The following is a 15,784-nucleotide window of genomic DNA, read 5'->3' as shown; positions in this document are numbered from 1 at the left end:
GGCGCGTTACGGGCTTTAACATGCGTTGCGACTGAAAGACCTGAGGAGCATTTTCGTGAAGACCCGCACCCGCAAGGCCATTGGAGCCGCCGCCGGAATCGCCGCGATCGCCGTGTCCGTGCCGCTGGCCGTGACCGCATACGCGCAGCCGTCCACCGAGCCCGCACCGACGCTGGAGATCCCCGATCCGCAGGGTTCGGGCTGCGACGCCTTCAAAACCGCCGTGCCGAGCTACAAGAACCTGGCCGACGTGCCGGTCGGAACCGCGCTGCAGAGCATCCCGGACGCCAGCACCTTCTACTCGGCGATCTCCGGTGGCTTCAACCCCGCGGTCAACATCGTTCCGGTCCTCGAGAACGGCCCCTACGTTGTCTTCGCGCCGACCAACGAGGCGTTCGCGAAGCTGCTCCCGGGGCAGCTCGATGCACTCAAGGCCGATCCGGCCGCGCTGAGCGACCTGGTCTACTACCACGACTTCCTCGGCCTGCTTGGCAACGAGGACGTCAAGGGCCAGCGGCCGACCCAGCAGGGCGCCGAGCTCAAGGTCGAGGGCGACGGTGGCGACATCAAGGTCAACGACACCGCCAAGGTGGTCTGCGGCGCGATCTTCGCCAAGAACGCACGGATCTACCTGATCGACACGGTTCTTGATCCCAAGGCACCGCCGACCGCCATCACGCCGACGAGCACGTCGGGTACATCCACTACGTCGACGACGACCACCACGCCGACGCCTGCACCCCCGACTGCGGGAGCCGCGGAGGCGCCGGCTGAGCCGATGCCTGCCGCGGACGCGCCGATCGGCTAGAGCCCACGCCGGCGGGCCGGCTAGAGCCCTAAGTCGCGGCCGATGATCTCTTTCATGATCTCGGTCGTGCCACCGAAGATCGTCTGGATGCGCCCGTCGACGTAGTCGCGCGCGACGCGGTACTCCAGCATGTAGCCGTAACCGCCGTGCAGCTGCACGCACTGGTCGACGATCTTCTTGGCCGTCTCGGTCGCAAACCACTTCGCCTTGGCCGCCTCGACGGCGGTCAGCTCACCGTCTACGACACCCTGCAGGCACCGGTCGATGTAGTTCTCGGTGACCTCGAGTTCGGTGTCCATCTCGGCGAGCAGGAACCGGTTGTGCTGGAAGCTGCCGATCGGCTGCCCGAACGCCTTGCGGTCCTTGGCGTATTGCAGTGTCTGCCGCCAGGTTTCGCGCGCGCCCGCGACCGCGGTGATCGCGATCGAAAGCCGCTCCGAGGGGAGGTTGGTCATCAGGTGGTAGAAGCCGCGACCTTCCTTGCCGAGCAGGTTGGCATTCGGAACGCGGACGTTCTCGAAGTGCAGCTCGGAGGTGTCCTGAGCGTGCAGGCCCATCTTCTCCAGCTTGCGGCCGCGGGTGAAGCCCTCCATACCGCGTTCGACGACAAGCAGCGAGAAGCCCTTGTGCCCGGCCTCGGGATCGGTGCGGGCGACGACGACGACGAGGTCGCAATTGATGCCCGAGGAGATGAATGTCTTGGAGCCGTTGACGATCCAGTCGTCACCGTCACGCACCGCCGAGGTACGGATGCCCGCGAGGTCGCTGCCTGCGCCGGGTTCGGTCATCGCGACGGCGATGATCAGCTCGCCGCTGGCGATGCCGGGCAGCCAGCGCTTCTTCTGCTCGTCGTTGGTCAGGTCCTTGAAATACGGTCCGACAACGTCGTTGTGCAGGCTCAGCGCGGGCGCGGGGACGCCGGCCTTGGCGATCTCCTCGTCGATGATCGCGTTGAAGCGGAAGTCGTCGGTGCCACCGCCACCGAACTCCTCGGGCATGTTGAAACCGATGAGTCCGTGCTTACCCGCGGCCACGTACGCCGACCGGTCGACGATGCGGTCCTCTTCCCATTTCTCAGCGTTGGGGACCAGTTCGCTTTCGATGTAACCGCGGACCGTGTCGCGGAACGCCTCGTGCTCGGCTTCGTAGATCGTGCGCTTCATATCTAATTCCCTACTTGAATTACTGTGCTTACTTGGCTTTCCAGACCGGTTGGCGCTTCTCAGCGAAGGCCAGCGGTCCTTCCTTGGCGTCCTCGGAACGAATGAGCGTCCCGATCTCACGAATGGTCCTGCTCCAGCCGGCTTCGTCGCCGGTGATGACTCCGTCGTCGACGCCCATGGCCACGCGCTTGCTCGCCCAGACGGCCAGCGGTGCATTGCAGGTAATCCGTTCGGCCAGAGCGATTGCCGCGTCGACGGCGGTGCCGTCGGGCACGACCTGGTTGATGAGCCCCCACTTGAGCGCGTCCGCCGACGTCATCGGTTCACCGGTGAAGATGAGCTCCATCGCGACCTTGCGCGGCAGATGGTCGACGATGCGGAACACGCCACCCGCGGCGGCGATCAAGCCCCGCTTGACTTCGGGCAACCCGAACTTGGCGCGCTCCTCCGCGACGACGAGGTCACTGGCGAGGGCGAGCTCGGATCCACCGCCCAGCGCGGTGCCGTTCACGGCTGCGATCGTCGGCTTATCGATGTAGTGGTGGACGTATCCCGCGAAGCCCCACTCGGCATGGTCGGGATGGAACAGGTTCTCGCGACGTGAGATCGCCTTGAGATCCGCCCCGGCGCAGAAGGATTCGCCGGCACCGGTGATGACGACGGCGCGAACCTCGGGATCGTCCTGCGCGGCCTGCAGGGCGTCGCCGACACCGATGCTCACCGCACTGTTGACGGCGTTGCGCGCCTCCGGACGATTGATCGTGATGACGAGGACATTTCCCCGCCGCTCGGTGAGAGCGGCGGGGGCGGTCACATCAGCGGTCACAGCAGCTCGATGATGGTGGCGTTGGCCTGGCCGCCACCCTCACACATGGTCTGCAGTCCGTACTGAATTCCCTTGTCCCGCATGTGGTAGAGCATCGTGGTCATGATGCGCGCGCCGGAGCCGCCGAGCGGGTGGCCCAGTGCGATGGCGCCGCCGTTGGGGTTCAGCTTCTTCTCGTCGGCGCCGATGTCCTTGAGCCACGCCAGTGGCACCGGGGCGAACGCCTCGTTGACCTCAAACACGCCGATGTCCTCGAGCCGCAAGCCCGACTTCTTCAGCGCCTTCTGCGTCGCCGGGATCGGCGCGGTCAGCATGATCACCGGGTCAGCGCCGGCCAGCGTGGCGGTGTGCACCTTGGCAAGCGGCTTGAGGCCCAACGACTTCGCCTTCTCGGCCGACATGAAAAGGATGGCGGCCGAGCCGTCGGAGATCTGGCTGGAGTTACCCGCGTGGATCACGCCGTCCTCTTTGAACGCCGGCTTCAGGCCCGCCATCTTCTCGATGGTGGTGCCGCGACGGATGCCCTCATCCTTGAGCACCGCGTTGCCGTCCTGGTCCTTGATGCCGACGATCTGATCGTCGAAGGCGCCGGCATCCTGTGCGGCGGCGGCCTTCTCATGGGAGTCCAGCGAGTACTGGTCGACCGTCGTGCGGTCGAAGCCCCACTGCTCGGCGATCATCTCGGCACCGATGCCCTGATTGGGGGTCTGCGAGTAGCGGTTGCGGAAAGCCTCCGGGTAGGGGTGCCCGCCGTTGGCCAGCGAGGCGCCCATCGGGGTGCGCGACATCGACTCCACACCGCCGGCGACGACCACGTCGTAGTGTCCGGCGACCACACCGGCCGCGGCGAAGTGGATGGACTGCTGGCTAGAGCCGCACTGACGGTCGACGGTCACGCCGGGCACGGTCTCGGGCCAGCCTGCCGCCAGCACGGCGGTACGCGCGATGTCGAGTGCCTGCTCACCGGCCTGCATGACGCATCCCCAGATGACGTCGTCGACGATGGCGGGATCGATGCCCGCGCGATCTGCCAGACCGCTGAGTACCTGCGCCGACAGCTCACCGGGGTGAACACCGGACAACCCGCCGTTGCGCTTGCCGACTGGCGACCGCACAGCCTCGACGATGACGGCTTCAGCCATGACCTATCTCCTTTGAAAGTCGTGTATTCCCCGAAAGTAGAGAACAAAGTTTACTAGGTCAACCTACTGGTTGGTAGGCAGGGTCATCTCACATCACGCCATCTCGGCAGCCCACGCAATGTGACCGTCAAAGCCCAGCTCAGTCGCCATTTTGCGGTAGCGGTCCCGCTGATCCCGATAGGTGGCTCCGTCGCCGTCCGCGAGTGCCAGTAGAGCACGTAGACGCAGCAGCCAGATCTCGTACAGAACAAAGCCGGGCTCGGTCGGCACTGTTGCGAGTCTGTCGATCGTCGCTTGCGCCTCGCGCAGGTCGAGGTCGGAACCGCGACGTAAGAGTAGTTCCACCAGCTGTCCCGAAATAGCTCCCAGCCAGATCCTCTCTTGCGCACGAAGGCACCCATCAAGGGCTGAGCGCGCCACTGGGATGGCGCCGTCGACGTCTCCACGGCGGCCCATCTCACGCGCCAGGTGAATCTCGAACAGGGGCACATTCTGTGGAATGGTCAGGCCATTCTGACTGACGGATGCAGACAACTCCTGCAGCCGTCGGAATCCGAGTTCCCGCTCCGAATCGTCCCCATACGAGAGCAGGGTGCCGCTGGCCACGCGACCCAAGTCGATCGCGACTTGTTCACCGAATCGCTCAGCGGCTGCATGTATTTCATTGGCTGTTCGGATCGCCTCGGCGTCGGGTAGTAACACCCCGTTGGGTAGAGCCATGAGATAAACGATCCAAAACGTCCCCGAGCGAAACTCTTGAGGCACTGCGGCAATCGTCGCAAACGAGCGATCGAAATCGTCTCGCCAACCCGGCAGTCCGGTGCACCATCGGGCTGTGCCGCGAATCGCCAGCGCATTCGCCAAGGGTGACACCGAAATCAGTTCGCCTTCAGCGGTTTCCCCCTTGGCCGCATCGATGACTTGCTGAGACAAGCGAAGGGCCATCGCGATGTCGCCTGTCGCCAGGATCACGTTCAAGGTCGCGACAGAAAGTGCCACGGTCAAACTCGGATCGTTGATCGATTCGAGAACGGCGACCAGTTCACGGGCAAAACCCTTTGCTTCGCGGGGTCCCCTGTCGAGTTGTGTTGCCAGAGTCATTCCAGCGAGGCCGATCGCAAGCGACCTGTGGTCACCTGCCGCGACACATAGCTCTCTGAGTTCGCTGAACTCTAGGTCTCTACGACCGCTGCGGATACGGAACTCTTGGGCGCACAGCAGAGCGCGCGGGGCTATGCGCATCGGCAATCGTTTCTCGTCCTCCGCGGGCAGACGGTCGGCGACATCTCGTGCTCGCTGCCAACTCGACTGCGCGGCCGCAAAATTGCGGAACGTCGACCAATGCGCAGCGCGCATATGCCAATCGAAGGCTGCGTGCAGCTCCCCGGCGGACTCCAGGTGCGTCGCGATCAGTGCTGCGTTCTCGTCTGCGGTACCGCGAGCCTCGATCAATGTGGCCAGTCGGCGATGCAACGCCGCGCGGTCGGACTTCAGCTGTGACTCATATGCAACAGCACGGGTCATGGGATGCCGAAACGCGTACTCGGCAGGCTCGGTGAAGCTCACCTGATCGACGAGTTCAGCCGAGATCAGTGTGCCCACATCGGCATCGGCAAGCAGTTCCGCCAACAGCGCCGCCTCAAACCGCATGCCGATCACGGCCGCGGCATTCAGCGTCTTCTTCGCCGCGCCAGGCAGGCGGTCGATGCGAGCACCGATCGTCGACTGCAGGTTGGCCGGTACATCGACATCGGCGCGTTCGCTTCGCAACACGTATGAACCGGGTTCTCCGTCGACGATTTCGCGCTCGGCGAGGTCGCGCACGATCTCTTCGGCGAACAGCGGATTTCCGGCGGCGCGGGCGGCGACGCGTTCGACCAAGGCAGTCAGTGACGGGTCCGTGCCCACGAGTTCCGTTGTCAATGCTGTGGTTTGTGCGTCACTCAGAGGACGCAGCGCGATGGTTTGGGCGCCGGGCATCTGGCTGAGAAGACCGCGATACTCCGGGCGGTACGTGATCACCATCAGCGTCGACGTCTGAGGAGCGATCGTCATGAAGTCGGCGAGCATGGCTTCACTTGCCGTGTCGATCCAATGCGCGTCCTCGATCACGTACACCGCCGGCTGACGGCCGCTGACAGCGGCGGACTTGACGACGGCTGTCACGCGCCTGCGTCGAGCGTCGGGCCCGATCTCGGGTACTGGAACATCGGGATCGCCGATGCCCAGGAGGTCGTCGATGAGCAACAGGTCTTCGGGCTCGGCCAGCGGAAGTCGTTCCCGAAGGCGTGCTCGCGCCTTTCTGGCATCAAGCCCTTCGATGCCCGTGCTCGCGCCCATCATCTGTGCCACCACATGAAACGGGACGTCGGTGGCGTGCGATTCACAATGCGTGGTGAACACCGGAACACTCCGAGCGGCTGCCACATCGGCGGTTTCGCGAACCAGCCTGCTCTTGCCGATGCCCGGCGATCCCACGATTGTGATCACGCATCCGGCGCCGCTGATCGCTTCATCGAGGATCGCTGTCGCCGTATTCAGTTCCCAGGTGCGCCCGACCAAAGGAGCCTCGCTGCGTCGCCGCCTCCCATGATCGCCGATCCCCAGCAGCAGACGTGCCGACACCGGACTGTCGCTGCCCTTGATGCGGACCTGGTCTGGCTCCGCGAGCGCGACGGCATCCTCGACCAGCCGTGCGGTGCTCACACTGAGCATCACACCGCCAGGCGGCGCCACCGACTCCATCCGCTGCGCCAAGCCAACTTGTTCCCCGATGGCGGTGTAACTCGCTGTACTGGAACCAATTTCACCGGCAATTACCTCACCGGAGTTCAACCCGATTCGCAACGGCTGATCGGTCTGCGCCTGGATCTCCAACGCGGCCATACAAGCCCGAAGTGCGTGATCCTCCAATGCAATCGGGGCGCCGAACACCGCCATGATGCCGTCACCGGTGAACTTGTCCAGGGTTCCGCCATAGCGCCGGACCACAGCAGCAGACCGATCCAGCAATTCGGCCATGATCTCGCGCAGCCGCTCCGGCCCCACGGCCGCCGCCAGGTCCATCGACCGCACGACATCGGCGAACAAGACGGTCACCTGCTTGTACTCGGCAGGCGCCTTCGCTGTGACAGGCGCTCCGCACTCGAAGCAGAACTTGGCGTTCTCCCCTACGTCGGTGGCGCAGACCCCGCACGCGGTCATGCCCGATATCGTTTCACCCTGCGCGTTTGCGCGCCGCTAACCTGCAAGATCTCCCACATGGTTTACTGAGTTGCACAGCTGGCTAGACGGTCAGCAGGACTTTCGTGGGAGTGGGAGTGGCTCGAAGTACACCGTTGGCGCCGATGATCGGGCCGGACGGCGTCGGCGGAGGTACGGCGGTTCGGTCGCCGAAGACCGCCGAGCTCGTCGCAGGCACGTTGCGGCGCATGGTGGTCGACGGTCAACTCCAGGATGGCGACTTCCTGCCCAATGAGGCCGAGCTGATGGCCCACTTCGGGGTCAGCAGGCCGACACTGCGCGAAGCGGTGCGCGTGCTGGAATCCGAGCGACTCGTCGAGGTTCGTCGTGGCTCACGGACGGGCGCCCGCGTTCGCGTGCCGGGCCCCGAGATCGTGGCGCGTCCGGCCGGGCTGCTGCTCGAGCTGTCGGGTGCGACGATCGCCGACCTGATGACGGCCCGGGCGGGTATCGAGCCGTTGGCCGCACGGCTGCTCGCGGAGTCAGGAACCGCTGAGGCATTCGACGAGCTGGACCGGCTGCTTGACGAACATCTGCCGGCTGATTGGCGTTCGGACCGCCTTGCCGAGACGACGGCCGATTTCCATCGGCGGATGGTGCAACTGTCGGGCAACGCGACGCTGGCGATCATCTCGGGCATGCTGCACGAGATCACCGTGCGGCACACCGCGTTCGTCTTCAAGGAAGGCCGACCGGTATCCAAAGCGGACTACGAGAAGCTGATGCGTTCGTACCGGCGGCTGATGCAGATGCTGCGCTCGGGCGATGGCGCCGCGGCCGAAGCGCACTGGCGCAAGCACCTCGACGTCGCACGCGGCCTGATGTTGGAAGGGCTCGAGGACGTCAAAGTCCGCGATGTCATGGGGTAGTCGAGGTCTCCGCTGACCATGTCACATGCACCGGGATGTCGTCGCTCCATGGCTGCCCGGTGACCATGTCGGACACGTTGACGTAGCCGCGCTCGAACTCGCCAGTCGCCGCGTCGACCAACCGATACTCCTGCCGTTGCCGGTGGAACGGTTGGGCGTCGAGGATGATGACGCGCACCTCGCCGGGCTCGAAGTTGCACCGCTTTTGCATCGCGGCAATCAGCTGCTCGTTGTGCATGTGGCCGTCACCGAAATTCCAGCCGATCGCGGTGCTGCACAGTCGCTCACCCTCGGTGATCACGTAGTCGTCCTGATTGCGACCTGCCAGCGCGTTGTGCACCAGGGTCAGCAACGCTTTACCGTGAGAGTTGAAGCCGCGGAACGCATATCCCTTGTAGAGGTAGATCATCGCCTGTTCCGGACTGCCATACACCTTCTCGAGTTGAGAGGCAGGCATACTGGCGATGGCGACGAGGCCACGCTCGATCTTTTCGTTCGCCGACGGCTTGATGCACCACCACGAGGTGTCCCAGTTGCCGGCGTAGTACCGCATCCCCGGCAGGAACGAGACCTTGCGCGGGAACAGGTTTCCGATCACCACGACGGTGGCCAGCAGCAGGAAGAGCGCGGCGGGCAGCGGTGTGGTCATATCGGACAGTCCGACCTCAGCATGTCCGACGAAAAGCGTTATCACGCAGAACATCATGAAGACGTTCCACTCCAGCGGAACACCCATCGGGATCGCCGAGAGGATGCCGAAGTGGAAGCACAGCATGACGAAAGCGGCGATGTAGGTCGGCCAGCCACCGTGGGAGAACAGCAGTACCAGCGGCACCAACATCTCGATCGCGGTGCTGAAGTGGGCGATGAACCGCGACACCGGACCGGGACGCAGATCGTCGGGGAAGTGCTCGAAGAACTTGCGCTTGAGCCACTTCGTCCGGATCAGCGGATTGTTCGACATCATCGTCGAGATCACGAACGGGAAGTGCTTGTTCAGTTTTGACGTGGCCGCGCCCATCCAGATCGCCACACAGACCAGCTTGGCGGCGATGATCATGTCGACGCCGTAGCCCACGAATAGGAACGCCACGACGAAGGAGCCATACACCTCGCCGCGGGCGGCCAGGAAGATCACCTTGTCGCGCAGACCGGCGAGGGCCAGCAGACCGAGAATGGTCCATATCTGCCACATCGGAAGCACGCCAACGGTGGTACCGAGCGCCGGGACTGGTCCGGTGCCGTCGGAGAACAACGCAATGGTGAGCACCACCAGCAAGGCGCCGTAGAGCACGACGTCGACCGGAGAGCGGGTGTCACCCTTGGTCAGGGGTATCCGGTTGGGCCATGGTGGGAGCCGAATGGTGTTGGGCCGCAACCAGTACAGGATCGATCCCAGCGGCGGGAAGAACCGGTTGTTCAGCGGGCCGAACCCACAGCCGAGGCCGATGACCTCGAACAGCATGGTGTACAGCACGACCTTCTGGAACACGATCGGTTCGGTCCACCACTCGGCGACGTTGGTAAACCCGTCCACGCCCGTGGTGGCGAGCGCGAACAGCCAGCCGCCGAGGATGTAGAGCAGGATCTTGACGACGTAAAACAGGTGCATGACGACAGGCGTGCCGAAGCCGACCTCGGCCCAGTGCTCGGCCATCGGCCGGATCTTCTCGGAGCGTGAACCCTTGCTCCACTCGGCGAAGTCGACGACGGGCATGTCGGGCTTGAGAAATCCCATGGCCGAAAGACTAGAACGTGTTCTAGGTCTGCGGAAACAGTTCGTCGTACTCGCAGGACCTAGGCTCACCGCATGACCACGTTTGCACTGGTGCACGGCGGATATCACGGCGCATGGTGTTGGGAGCAGCTGACACCGCTCCTGCAGCAGGCCGGCCATGACGTGGTGACGATGGAACTACCGCTCGAGGAGAGCGCCGGCACCTTCGATACGTATGCCGACGTCGTGTGTGCGGCCCTCGAGGACCGCGATGACGACGTCGTGCTCGTCGGACACTCCTATGCGGGCAACACGATCCCGTTGGTGGCCGCACGCAGGGGCGTACGGCACCTCGTCTACCTGTGCGCGATGGTTCCCGACGTCGGTCGCAGTTTGGCCGAGCAGTTGGCCGACGAACCGGAGATGCTCAACCCGGCATACGAACAGGGCTTGAGCGCGCTCGACGAGCGGATGTGTCAGGAATGGACCGACTTCGACATCGCGCGAGACGTCTTCTATTTCGACTGCGACGAGCAGACCGCACAGGCCGCGCTCGGTCGCCTGCGGCCGCAATCGGTCAACCCGGCGCTGTACCCGTTCTCACTGGCCGAACACCCACGCGTGCCGACGACGTACATGGTGTGCAGCGACGACCGAATGCTTCGGCCGGAATGGTCGCGAGCTGCCGTGGGTGAGCGCCTCGACGCGACGTTGGTCGAACTGCCCGGCGGGCATTCGCCGATGCTGTCGGCGCCGCAGCTCCTTGCCGATCGACTGTTGGGACTTCGTTAGGCGTCGGTCTTCGCCGGCGGGCGATAGAAGATGGCCAGCTGTCCGATGCCGCCGGCCAGGCCGAGGCCCAGTGCGATGACCAGACCCCACCAGCCGTGCAGGTACTCGTAGAGCGCGGAGTTTTTGAACAGCACATAGTCGAGGCTGTATCGCCCCGCTCCGATCGTCGCGATGCCGACCGCCGACGCCGCCAGGATCAGGTTGTACTCCCAGCCCTCCTTGACGATGAAGAAGCCGTTGGGCCGGTGCACGGTCCAGGCAGCGACGAGCATCAGCGCGACGAAGCCGGCGGCGGGAATCGGGGTGAGCAGGCCGACAGCCAGGCCGATGCCGGCCGCCATCTCGGTGGTCGCGGCGATGCGGGCGTGGAACATGCCCGGTTTCATGCCCATGCTGTCGAACCAGCCGGCGGTGCCCTTGAGGCCGCCCTTGCCGAAGAACTTGTTGTAGCCGTGCGCGGCCATGGTGAGACCAAGGACGACTCGCAGGATCAACAGGCCGACGTCGTATGCACTCATGCAACAAAATCTAGGCCATGTGTTAAGTCGCTGCCCACCCCCCATCCACACTGAGGATGGCTCCGTGGATGTTGGCGGCGTCGTCACTGGCCATGAAAACCACGCTTGCGGCCACTTCTTCCGGCGTCGTCATCCGCCGCGAAGGAATGCGCGCCAACATTGGCGCGACGTGTTCGGCGAACTCTGTCGCCCGTTCTGTCGAGATCGGCCCCGGCGCCACCGCGTTGACCCGGACACCGCTGGGTCCGTATTCGTCGGCCCACGACTTCGTGAACGAATGGAGGATCGCCTTGTTCCCCGAGTAGACGGCCGAACCCGCGCTGCCGCGCAGACCGGTATTGGATCCGATGTTGACGATCGCGCCGTGCCCGCGTTCGGCCATCGCGGGCGCCAGGAGGCCGGTCAGAAGGAACGGCGCAAACACATTGACAGCGAACGCCTGCTGCAGCTCGCGCTCGTCGATGTCGGCCGTGGACTTCGGCATCAATAGCAATGCGGCGTTGTTGACGAGTATGTCGATGCGTCCGCCCGCGGCTTGGGTGGCTTGTTCTGCGAGGTTCTTCACGCCTTCTTCGCCGCTACCGAGATCGGCGGCGACGAAGGCGGCCTGGCCGCCCTTTGTGCGTATGTCGGCGACCACCGTGTCTCCGCGTTTCTTGTCGCGGCCACTGACGACGACGAACGCGCCTTCAGCCGCGAGCGCGGTGGCGATGGCCACGCCGAGACCGCCGGTGGAGCCGGTGACCAATGCTGTGCGGCCCTCGAGCCGCGTAGTGTTTTTGTTCATGAGTCCGCATGGTTCGCTTCTCAAAATGGACCCGCAAGTCCAGAAATTGACGTCCAAAGGACGGGCGACGCGACAGCGGATCATCGACGGTGCCGCGGCGGAAATTCGCGAATACGGGGTCGCGGTGGCGACGCTCGACGACATCATGGCGCGGACCGAAACCTCGAAAAGCCAGCTCTTCCATTACTTCCCGCATGGAAAGGAGCAGCTACTGCTGGCCGTCGCCACGCACGAGGCGCAACAGGTTCTCGACGACCAGCAGCCTTACCTCGGTGAGTTGACGTCGTGGGCGGCATGGCAGCGGTGGCGCGATGCTGTCGTGGACCGGTACCGGCGGCAGGGTCAGAACTGTCCGCTGTCGGTGTTGACTTCGGAGATCGGACGGACGACGCCAGGGGCGCAGGCGGTCACGTCGGCGTTGATGCGGCAGTGGCATGACGAGATCGCTGCGGGGGTGCGGCATATGCAGTCGGCCGCGAAGGTTTCGGACGACCTGTCGGCGGAGCACGTCGCCGCGGCACTGCTCGCCGGGATCCAGGGTGGCGTCGGGATCATGTTGGCGACGGGTGAAATCAGCTACCTCGAAGCCGCGCTTGATGTGGGGATCGCGTCGCTTCGCCCGTGACGTCGGGCGGGTTACCCCTAATCGCCCGGCACCCCTCGAACCCCTGGCACCTTCTGAAGTTATCCCCAACCGCGGATTTATCCACAGCTTGGGCTTGAGCTGCTGTTTCGCGGCCGCGACGGCGCTAGTGTCGAATGCATGTTCGAATCACTTGTGAACGCGGCGCTCGCCAGTCGGGGTGTCGCAGCGGTCGGAGCGTGGGCGCACGTCGAAAACGCCGCCTGCGCACGCCGCCTCTTCGCGTCCGCTGATGAGCTCGAACGCATGCTGGCCGCCGACGGATCCGACAACCGCGATCAGTGGTGCCTCGACAACTGGGGCGCGGTCGCGGCCTCGATCGCCGCCGCCCAGAATGTGTCACTCGGGGTGGCCTCCCACCAACTGTTGGTGGCTGATTCGTTGCGCCGGTACCTGCCGCGGGTGGCCGAGGTGTTCGCCGCAGGCGCCATCAACTACCGCATGGTGGCCGCCATCGTGAACCGCACTCGATTGATCAAAGATCCCGACGCGTTGGCCAAGGTGGACACCGAGATCGGCGCCCGAGTCCAAGACTGGGCTTCGCTGTCGGTAGACAAGATCGAGCACGAGATCGACCACTGGATCGACCGCTACGACCCCGCCGCAGTACGACGCACCGAATACTCCGCTCGCGGCTGCCACGTCGATATCCACAAACCCGAGGACGGATCCGGGACCGCCTCCCTGGAAGCGCAACTGTTGGCCACCGACGCCGACGCCTTGGACCAACAACTGGACGCGATCGCACGCACCGTGTGCGAGGGTGATCCGCGCACGCTGGATCAGCGCCGTTCCGCGGCCCTGGGCGCCCTGGGACAGAAGGCTGAGCGCCTGGTCTGCGGATGCGAGAACCCCGACTGCGACGCCAAGGGTGCGGTATCCAGTGCGGTGGTGGTGCATGTCGTCGCGCACGAGGAGTCGCTGACCGATGACACCCCCGCCCAGTTGGACGGCAAGGACCCACCGTTGTTCGACAAGCCGCTGAGCGAGGTGACCTGGGGTGACGCGCTGACCCCTGATCCGCCCCCGACCAATGGGCCGGCCCGCACACGACCGGCTGCACTGCTCAGCGGCGGGATTCTGCCCGCCCCGCTGCTGGCCGCGAAGGTGGCGGGCACGGCGAAGATCGTACCGATCCGCCATCCCGGCGATGCGCCACCGGAACCCCGTTATATCCCGTCGGTGGTGCTGGCGACGTTCATCCGGTGCCGGGATATGACGTGCCGGTTCCCCGGCTGTGACGAACCCGCTTATGGCTGCGATATCGACCACACGATCGCCTACCCGCATGGTCCGACGCAGGCGTCGAACCTCAAGATTCTGTGCCGAAAACATCACTTGCTCAAGACGTTCTGGGGCTGGCAGGACCAGCAGCACCCCGATGGCACAGTTACCTGGACCTGCCCGCAGGGCCAGAAATACACCACCCACCCCGGCAGCCGGCTGCTGTTCCCGACCCTGTGCCACCCCACCGCCCCCGCAGAAGTGGTGCGCCCCAGCGACGCCACCACCGACCCCGCGGCCCGCGGGTTGGCGATGCCGCGACGTCAGACCACCCGAGCGCAAAACCGCACGAAAGCCATCGACGAAGAACGGCGATTCAACCAAACCCTCATCCAAGCCGAGGCCGAGCAACGGGCACGCGAACGCGAACGCGAACAATCGCAAGATCCCGGAACCGATTGGGGCAGCGCCCATTTTCCCTCGCGGCCACCCCCAAGCTACGACGACCCGCCACCGTTCTGAGCGCCGGTCAGCGCCGGGACAGTTCGATTCTGATGCGATCCACGAACGCGTCGACCTCTTCTTCGTTGTATCCCCGCTTGCCAATCGGCGGCTTGGAGAACGCGACATCGTAGAGATCGGTGACGGTGAGACTGCCGGGTGCGGTCCGATCGCGCAGCGTGGACTCGACGCGCTCGAGAAAGGCGTCGACCTCGTCTTCGTCGTAACCGCGTTTGAAGAGCTGCGGTTTGGAGAACGCCACCTCGTGAACCTGCTGTGGGGTCACGCGATCGTCGGTCAAATCATCGCCTCCAATCTTTCAATGTAGTCATCGATGTCGTCGATCGCCGACTCAGCCGCGTGCACGCTCAGAGAGATCGTGTCGCCGACGCCGCACACGGCATGCGTAAGGCCCATCATCGGTGACAGGCCGGGGAATGCGCATGCCACAGTCACCGGTGCGCCGCCAAAACCGAAGTCCATTGCGCCACAATTCACGCTGGACACCACGGTGTTGCCCGTCACGCTTGCCACGCGCACATCGGGATCGAATCGGTCCATCCCCCAACGCAACAACGGTGCCGGCGTCGCCGCGAAAGCGCGGTCCGCCATCCGCATTGCCGGGTGCGCCGCGCGGCGACGGCGCGTATCGAGATCCGCCTCGATTCGCGCTCCGCGTTCCGGCTCCGCCAGCTCCGGATAAAGGCCTACGCCCACATTCCCGAAGTGGTTGTACGCCAGCCGCGGTGGCGGCTTGGCCATCGGCACCTCGGCCCCCAGTGACGACGGGTCCTCACCGAGACTCTGCAACTGCGCGGCCAGCGCCACTGACACCGCCGACAACGCCGCGACCGTCACTGTCGGGCCGGACAAGTCCGACCTCCGCCGCACCACCGTCCGCAAGTGCCGCGGTCCTGCGGGGCGCGCATTGGTCCGCAACGCCGGCCGCAAATCTGCCGGCGCCGGAATCCGTCCCGCCTCGGTGTCCTCCACCAACGTGCGGTGCGCACGTGCGGCGCGAAACCCCTCGATCGGCAGCATGAACGGCCCGGCGTGCGGGGCATCGATCCCCGGTACGACGCCGTCGCGTCGACCGAACATGATCGCCGCGGGCGCCGACGTTCGCCCGCCGCCGCCAAGCGCGTGCGAAATCTGCAACACCGCGACGGTGCCCAAACCCGCGGCGCCCGGCAGACCTTCGACTCCGGTGAACACATGCATCCGCCACGCCGCCACCCGCGCATCCAGCCGTTCGGCGGTCAGGACACGCGCCTCGTCCAAACACGCCTGGAAACTCCCGCTTCCTTTGTCGTGCAACACGAACTGCGATCGGTCAACCTCGCGATGCGCCCACGCTGGGTAGGTAAGGCGTCCACCGTCCTCGATGCGCACCGTCAGATCGGGACAGCCGCGCGCCCTTTCGGCGATCTCCTCGATCGCCACCTCCGGTTCGGCGGCTACACCGTCGAATCCGTACAGCAGCACAGTGTCATTCGGGATCTTGGCCGACATCCAGTACGTCTGCGCGTCCACAGCAGACAGACGCGTCAT

General features: G+C 64.8%; 14 protein-coding genes. 5 read left to right on the top strand and 9 right to left on the bottom strand.

All coding sequences use genetic code 11. The annotated features are described in order from the left end of the window. Positions 1-55 precede the first annotated feature (55 nt). Positions 56-808, top strand: a complete 753-nt coding sequence (locus ACIA48_RS24665) for a fasciclin domain-containing protein (protein ID WP_396737765.1) — start codon at positions 56-58, stop codon at positions 806-808. Between the two features lie 20 nt (positions 809-828). On the opposite strand, the gene ACIA48_RS24660 is transcribed toward ACIA48_RS24665, so the two are convergent. From ACIA48_RS24660 to ACIA48_RS24645, 4 genes are all read right to left on the bottom strand, one after another. Beyond that, complete coding sequence (locus ACIA48_RS24660) at positions 829-1,971, bottom strand: acyl-CoA dehydrogenase family protein (RefSeq protein ID WP_396737762.1); 1,143 nt, start codon at positions 1,969-1,971, stop codon at positions 829-831. A gap of 28 nt (positions 1,972-1,999) precedes the next feature. Next, on the bottom strand, positions 2,000-2,797 hold the full coding sequence (locus ACIA48_RS24655) for a crotonase/enoyl-CoA hydratase family protein (RefSeq protein ID WP_396737759.1): 798 nt from the start codon (positions 2,795-2,797) through the stop codon (positions 2,000-2,002). Beyond that, on the bottom strand, positions 2,794-3,939 hold the full coding sequence (locus tag ACIA48_RS24650) for a thiolase family protein (RefSeq protein WP_396737757.1): 1,146 nt from the start codon (positions 3,937-3,939) through the stop codon (positions 2,794-2,796). The genes ACIA48_RS24655 and ACIA48_RS24650 overlap by 4 nt, the downstream gene beginning before the upstream one ends. 93 nt (positions 3,940-4,032) lie before the next feature. Next, positions 4,033-7,143 carry an ATP-binding protein gene (locus ACIA48_RS24645; protein WP_396737754.1) on the bottom strand — a complete coding sequence of 1,037 codons (3,111 nt, stop codon included), beginning with the start codon at positions 7,141-7,143 and terminating at the stop codon, positions 4,033-4,035. Positions 7,144-7,259: 116 nt separating this feature from the next. Between ACIA48_RS24645 and ACIA48_RS24640 the strand changes: the two genes are divergently transcribed. Further along, positions 7,260-8,051 (top strand): FadR/GntR family transcriptional regulator, encoded by a 792-nt coding sequence (locus tag ACIA48_RS24640; protein WP_396737752.1) that lies wholly within the window; start codon positions 7,260-7,262, stop codon positions 8,049-8,051. Here the strand turns inward: ACIA48_RS24640 and ACIA48_RS24635 are convergent. Continuing rightward, complete coding sequence (locus tag ACIA48_RS24635) at positions 8,041-9,789, bottom strand: DUF3556 domain-containing protein (RefSeq protein WP_396737749.1); 1,749 nt, start codon at positions 9,787-9,789, stop codon at positions 8,041-8,043. The two genes, ACIA48_RS24640 and ACIA48_RS24635, sit on opposite strands and share 11 nt — an antisense overlap. Positions 9,790-9,861: 72 nt before the next feature. On the opposite strand from ACIA48_RS24635, the gene ACIA48_RS24630 reads away from it, so the two are divergent. Beyond that, positions 9,862-10,560: an alpha/beta fold hydrolase gene (locus ACIA48_RS24630; RefSeq protein ID WP_396737747.1), complete on the top strand. Its 699-nt coding sequence runs from the start codon at positions 9,862-9,864 to the stop codon at positions 10,558-10,560. On the opposite strand, the gene ACIA48_RS24625 is transcribed toward ACIA48_RS24630, so the two are convergent. Both ACIA48_RS24625 and ACIA48_RS24620 read right to left on the bottom strand, forming a co-directional pair. Beyond that, positions 10,557-11,078 (bottom strand): DoxX family protein, encoded by a 522-nt coding sequence (locus ACIA48_RS24625; protein WP_396737744.1) that lies wholly within the window; start codon positions 11,076-11,078, stop codon positions 10,557-10,559. The two genes, ACIA48_RS24630 and ACIA48_RS24625, sit on opposite strands and share 4 nt — an antisense overlap. Before the next feature lie 22 nt (positions 11,079-11,100). Next, positions 11,101-11,865, bottom strand: coding sequence for an SDR family NAD(P)-dependent oxidoreductase (locus ACIA48_RS24620; protein WP_396737742.1), 765 nt, complete (start codon positions 11,863-11,865; stop codon positions 11,101-11,103). 25 nt (positions 11,866-11,890) lie between these two features. Here ACIA48_RS24620 and ACIA48_RS24615 point away from each other — a divergent pair, with 25 nt between their 5' ends. Both ACIA48_RS24615 and ACIA48_RS24610 read left to right on the top strand, forming a co-directional pair. After that, positions 11,891-12,490: a TetR/AcrR family transcriptional regulator gene (locus tag ACIA48_RS24615; RefSeq protein ID WP_396737739.1), complete on the top strand. Its 600-nt coding sequence runs from the start codon at positions 11,891-11,893 to the stop codon at positions 12,488-12,490. Positions 12,491-12,628: 138 nt separating this feature from the next. Then, the gene (locus ACIA48_RS24610; RefSeq protein WP_396737737.1) at positions 12,629-14,254 is read left to right on the top strand and encodes a DUF222 domain-containing protein; all 1,626 of its coding nucleotides are present in this window, start codon (positions 12,629-12,631) and stop codon (positions 14,252-14,254) included. A gap of 7 nt (positions 14,255-14,261) precedes the next feature. Here ACIA48_RS24610 and ACIA48_RS24605 read toward each other — a convergent pair whose 3' ends face one another. After that, a complete protein-coding gene (locus tag ACIA48_RS24605; RefSeq protein WP_396737735.1) occupies positions 14,262-14,534 on the bottom strand; it encodes a DivIVA domain-containing protein in 273 nt (90 codons plus the stop codon). Then, positions 14,531-15,784, bottom strand: a complete 1,254-nt coding sequence (locus ACIA48_RS24600) for a WS/DGAT domain-containing protein (RefSeq protein WP_396737732.1) — start codon at positions 15,782-15,784, stop codon at positions 14,531-14,533. The genes ACIA48_RS24605 and ACIA48_RS24600 overlap by 4 nt, the downstream gene beginning before the upstream one ends.

This window comes from Mycobacterium sp. NPDC051804 (assembly GCF_044452905.1).
GTDB lineage: Bacteria > Actinomycetota > Actinomycetes > Mycobacteriales > Mycobacteriaceae > Mycobacterium.
The sequence above is the reverse complement of the archived record's forward strand: the minus strand, read 5'-3'. Positions and strand labels throughout refer to the sequence as shown.

What these genes read in the sequence shown, in the direction of transcription:
- ACIA48_RS24660 (WP_396737762.1), bottom strand. Translation starts at nt 1,971, where the DNA reads ATGAAGCGCACGATCTACGAAGCCGAGCACGAGGCGTTCCGCGACACG.
- ACIA48_RS24650 (WP_396737757.1), bottom strand. Translation starts at nt 3,939, where the DNA reads ATGGCTGAAGCCGTCATCGTCGAGGCTGTGCGGTCGCCAGTCGGCAAG.
- ACIA48_RS24645 (WP_396737754.1), bottom strand. Translation starts at nt 7,143, where the DNA reads ATGACCGCGTGCGGGGTCTGCGCCACCGACGTAGGGGAGAACGCCAAG.
- ACIA48_RS24635 (WP_396737749.1), bottom strand. Translation starts at nt 9,789, where the DNA reads ATGGGATTTCTCAAGCCCGACATGCCCGTCGTCGACTTCGCCGAGTGG.
- ACIA48_RS24630 (WP_396737747.1), top strand. Translation starts at nt 9,862, where the DNA reads ATGACCACGTTTGCACTGGTGCACGGCGGATATCACGGCGCATGGTGT.
- ACIA48_RS24625 (WP_396737744.1), bottom strand. Translation starts at nt 11,078, where the DNA reads ATGAGTGCATACGACGTCGGCCTGTTGATCCTGCGAGTCGTCCTTGGT.
- ACIA48_RS24620 (WP_396737742.1), bottom strand. Translation starts at nt 11,865, where the DNA reads ATGAACAAAAACACTACGCGGCTCGAGGGCCGCACAGCATTGGTCACC.
- ACIA48_RS24615 (WP_396737739.1), top strand. Translation starts at nt 11,891, where the DNA reads ATGGACCCGCAAGTCCAGAAATTGACGTCCAAAGGACGGGCGACGCGA.
- ACIA48_RS24610 (WP_396737737.1), top strand. Translation starts at nt 12,629, where the DNA reads ATGTTCGAATCACTTGTGAACGCGGCGCTCGCCAGTCGGGGTGTCGCA.
- ACIA48_RS24600 (WP_396737732.1), bottom strand. Translation starts at nt 15,784, where the DNA reads ATGACGCGTCTGTCTGCTGTGGACGCGCAGACGTACTGGATGTCGGCC.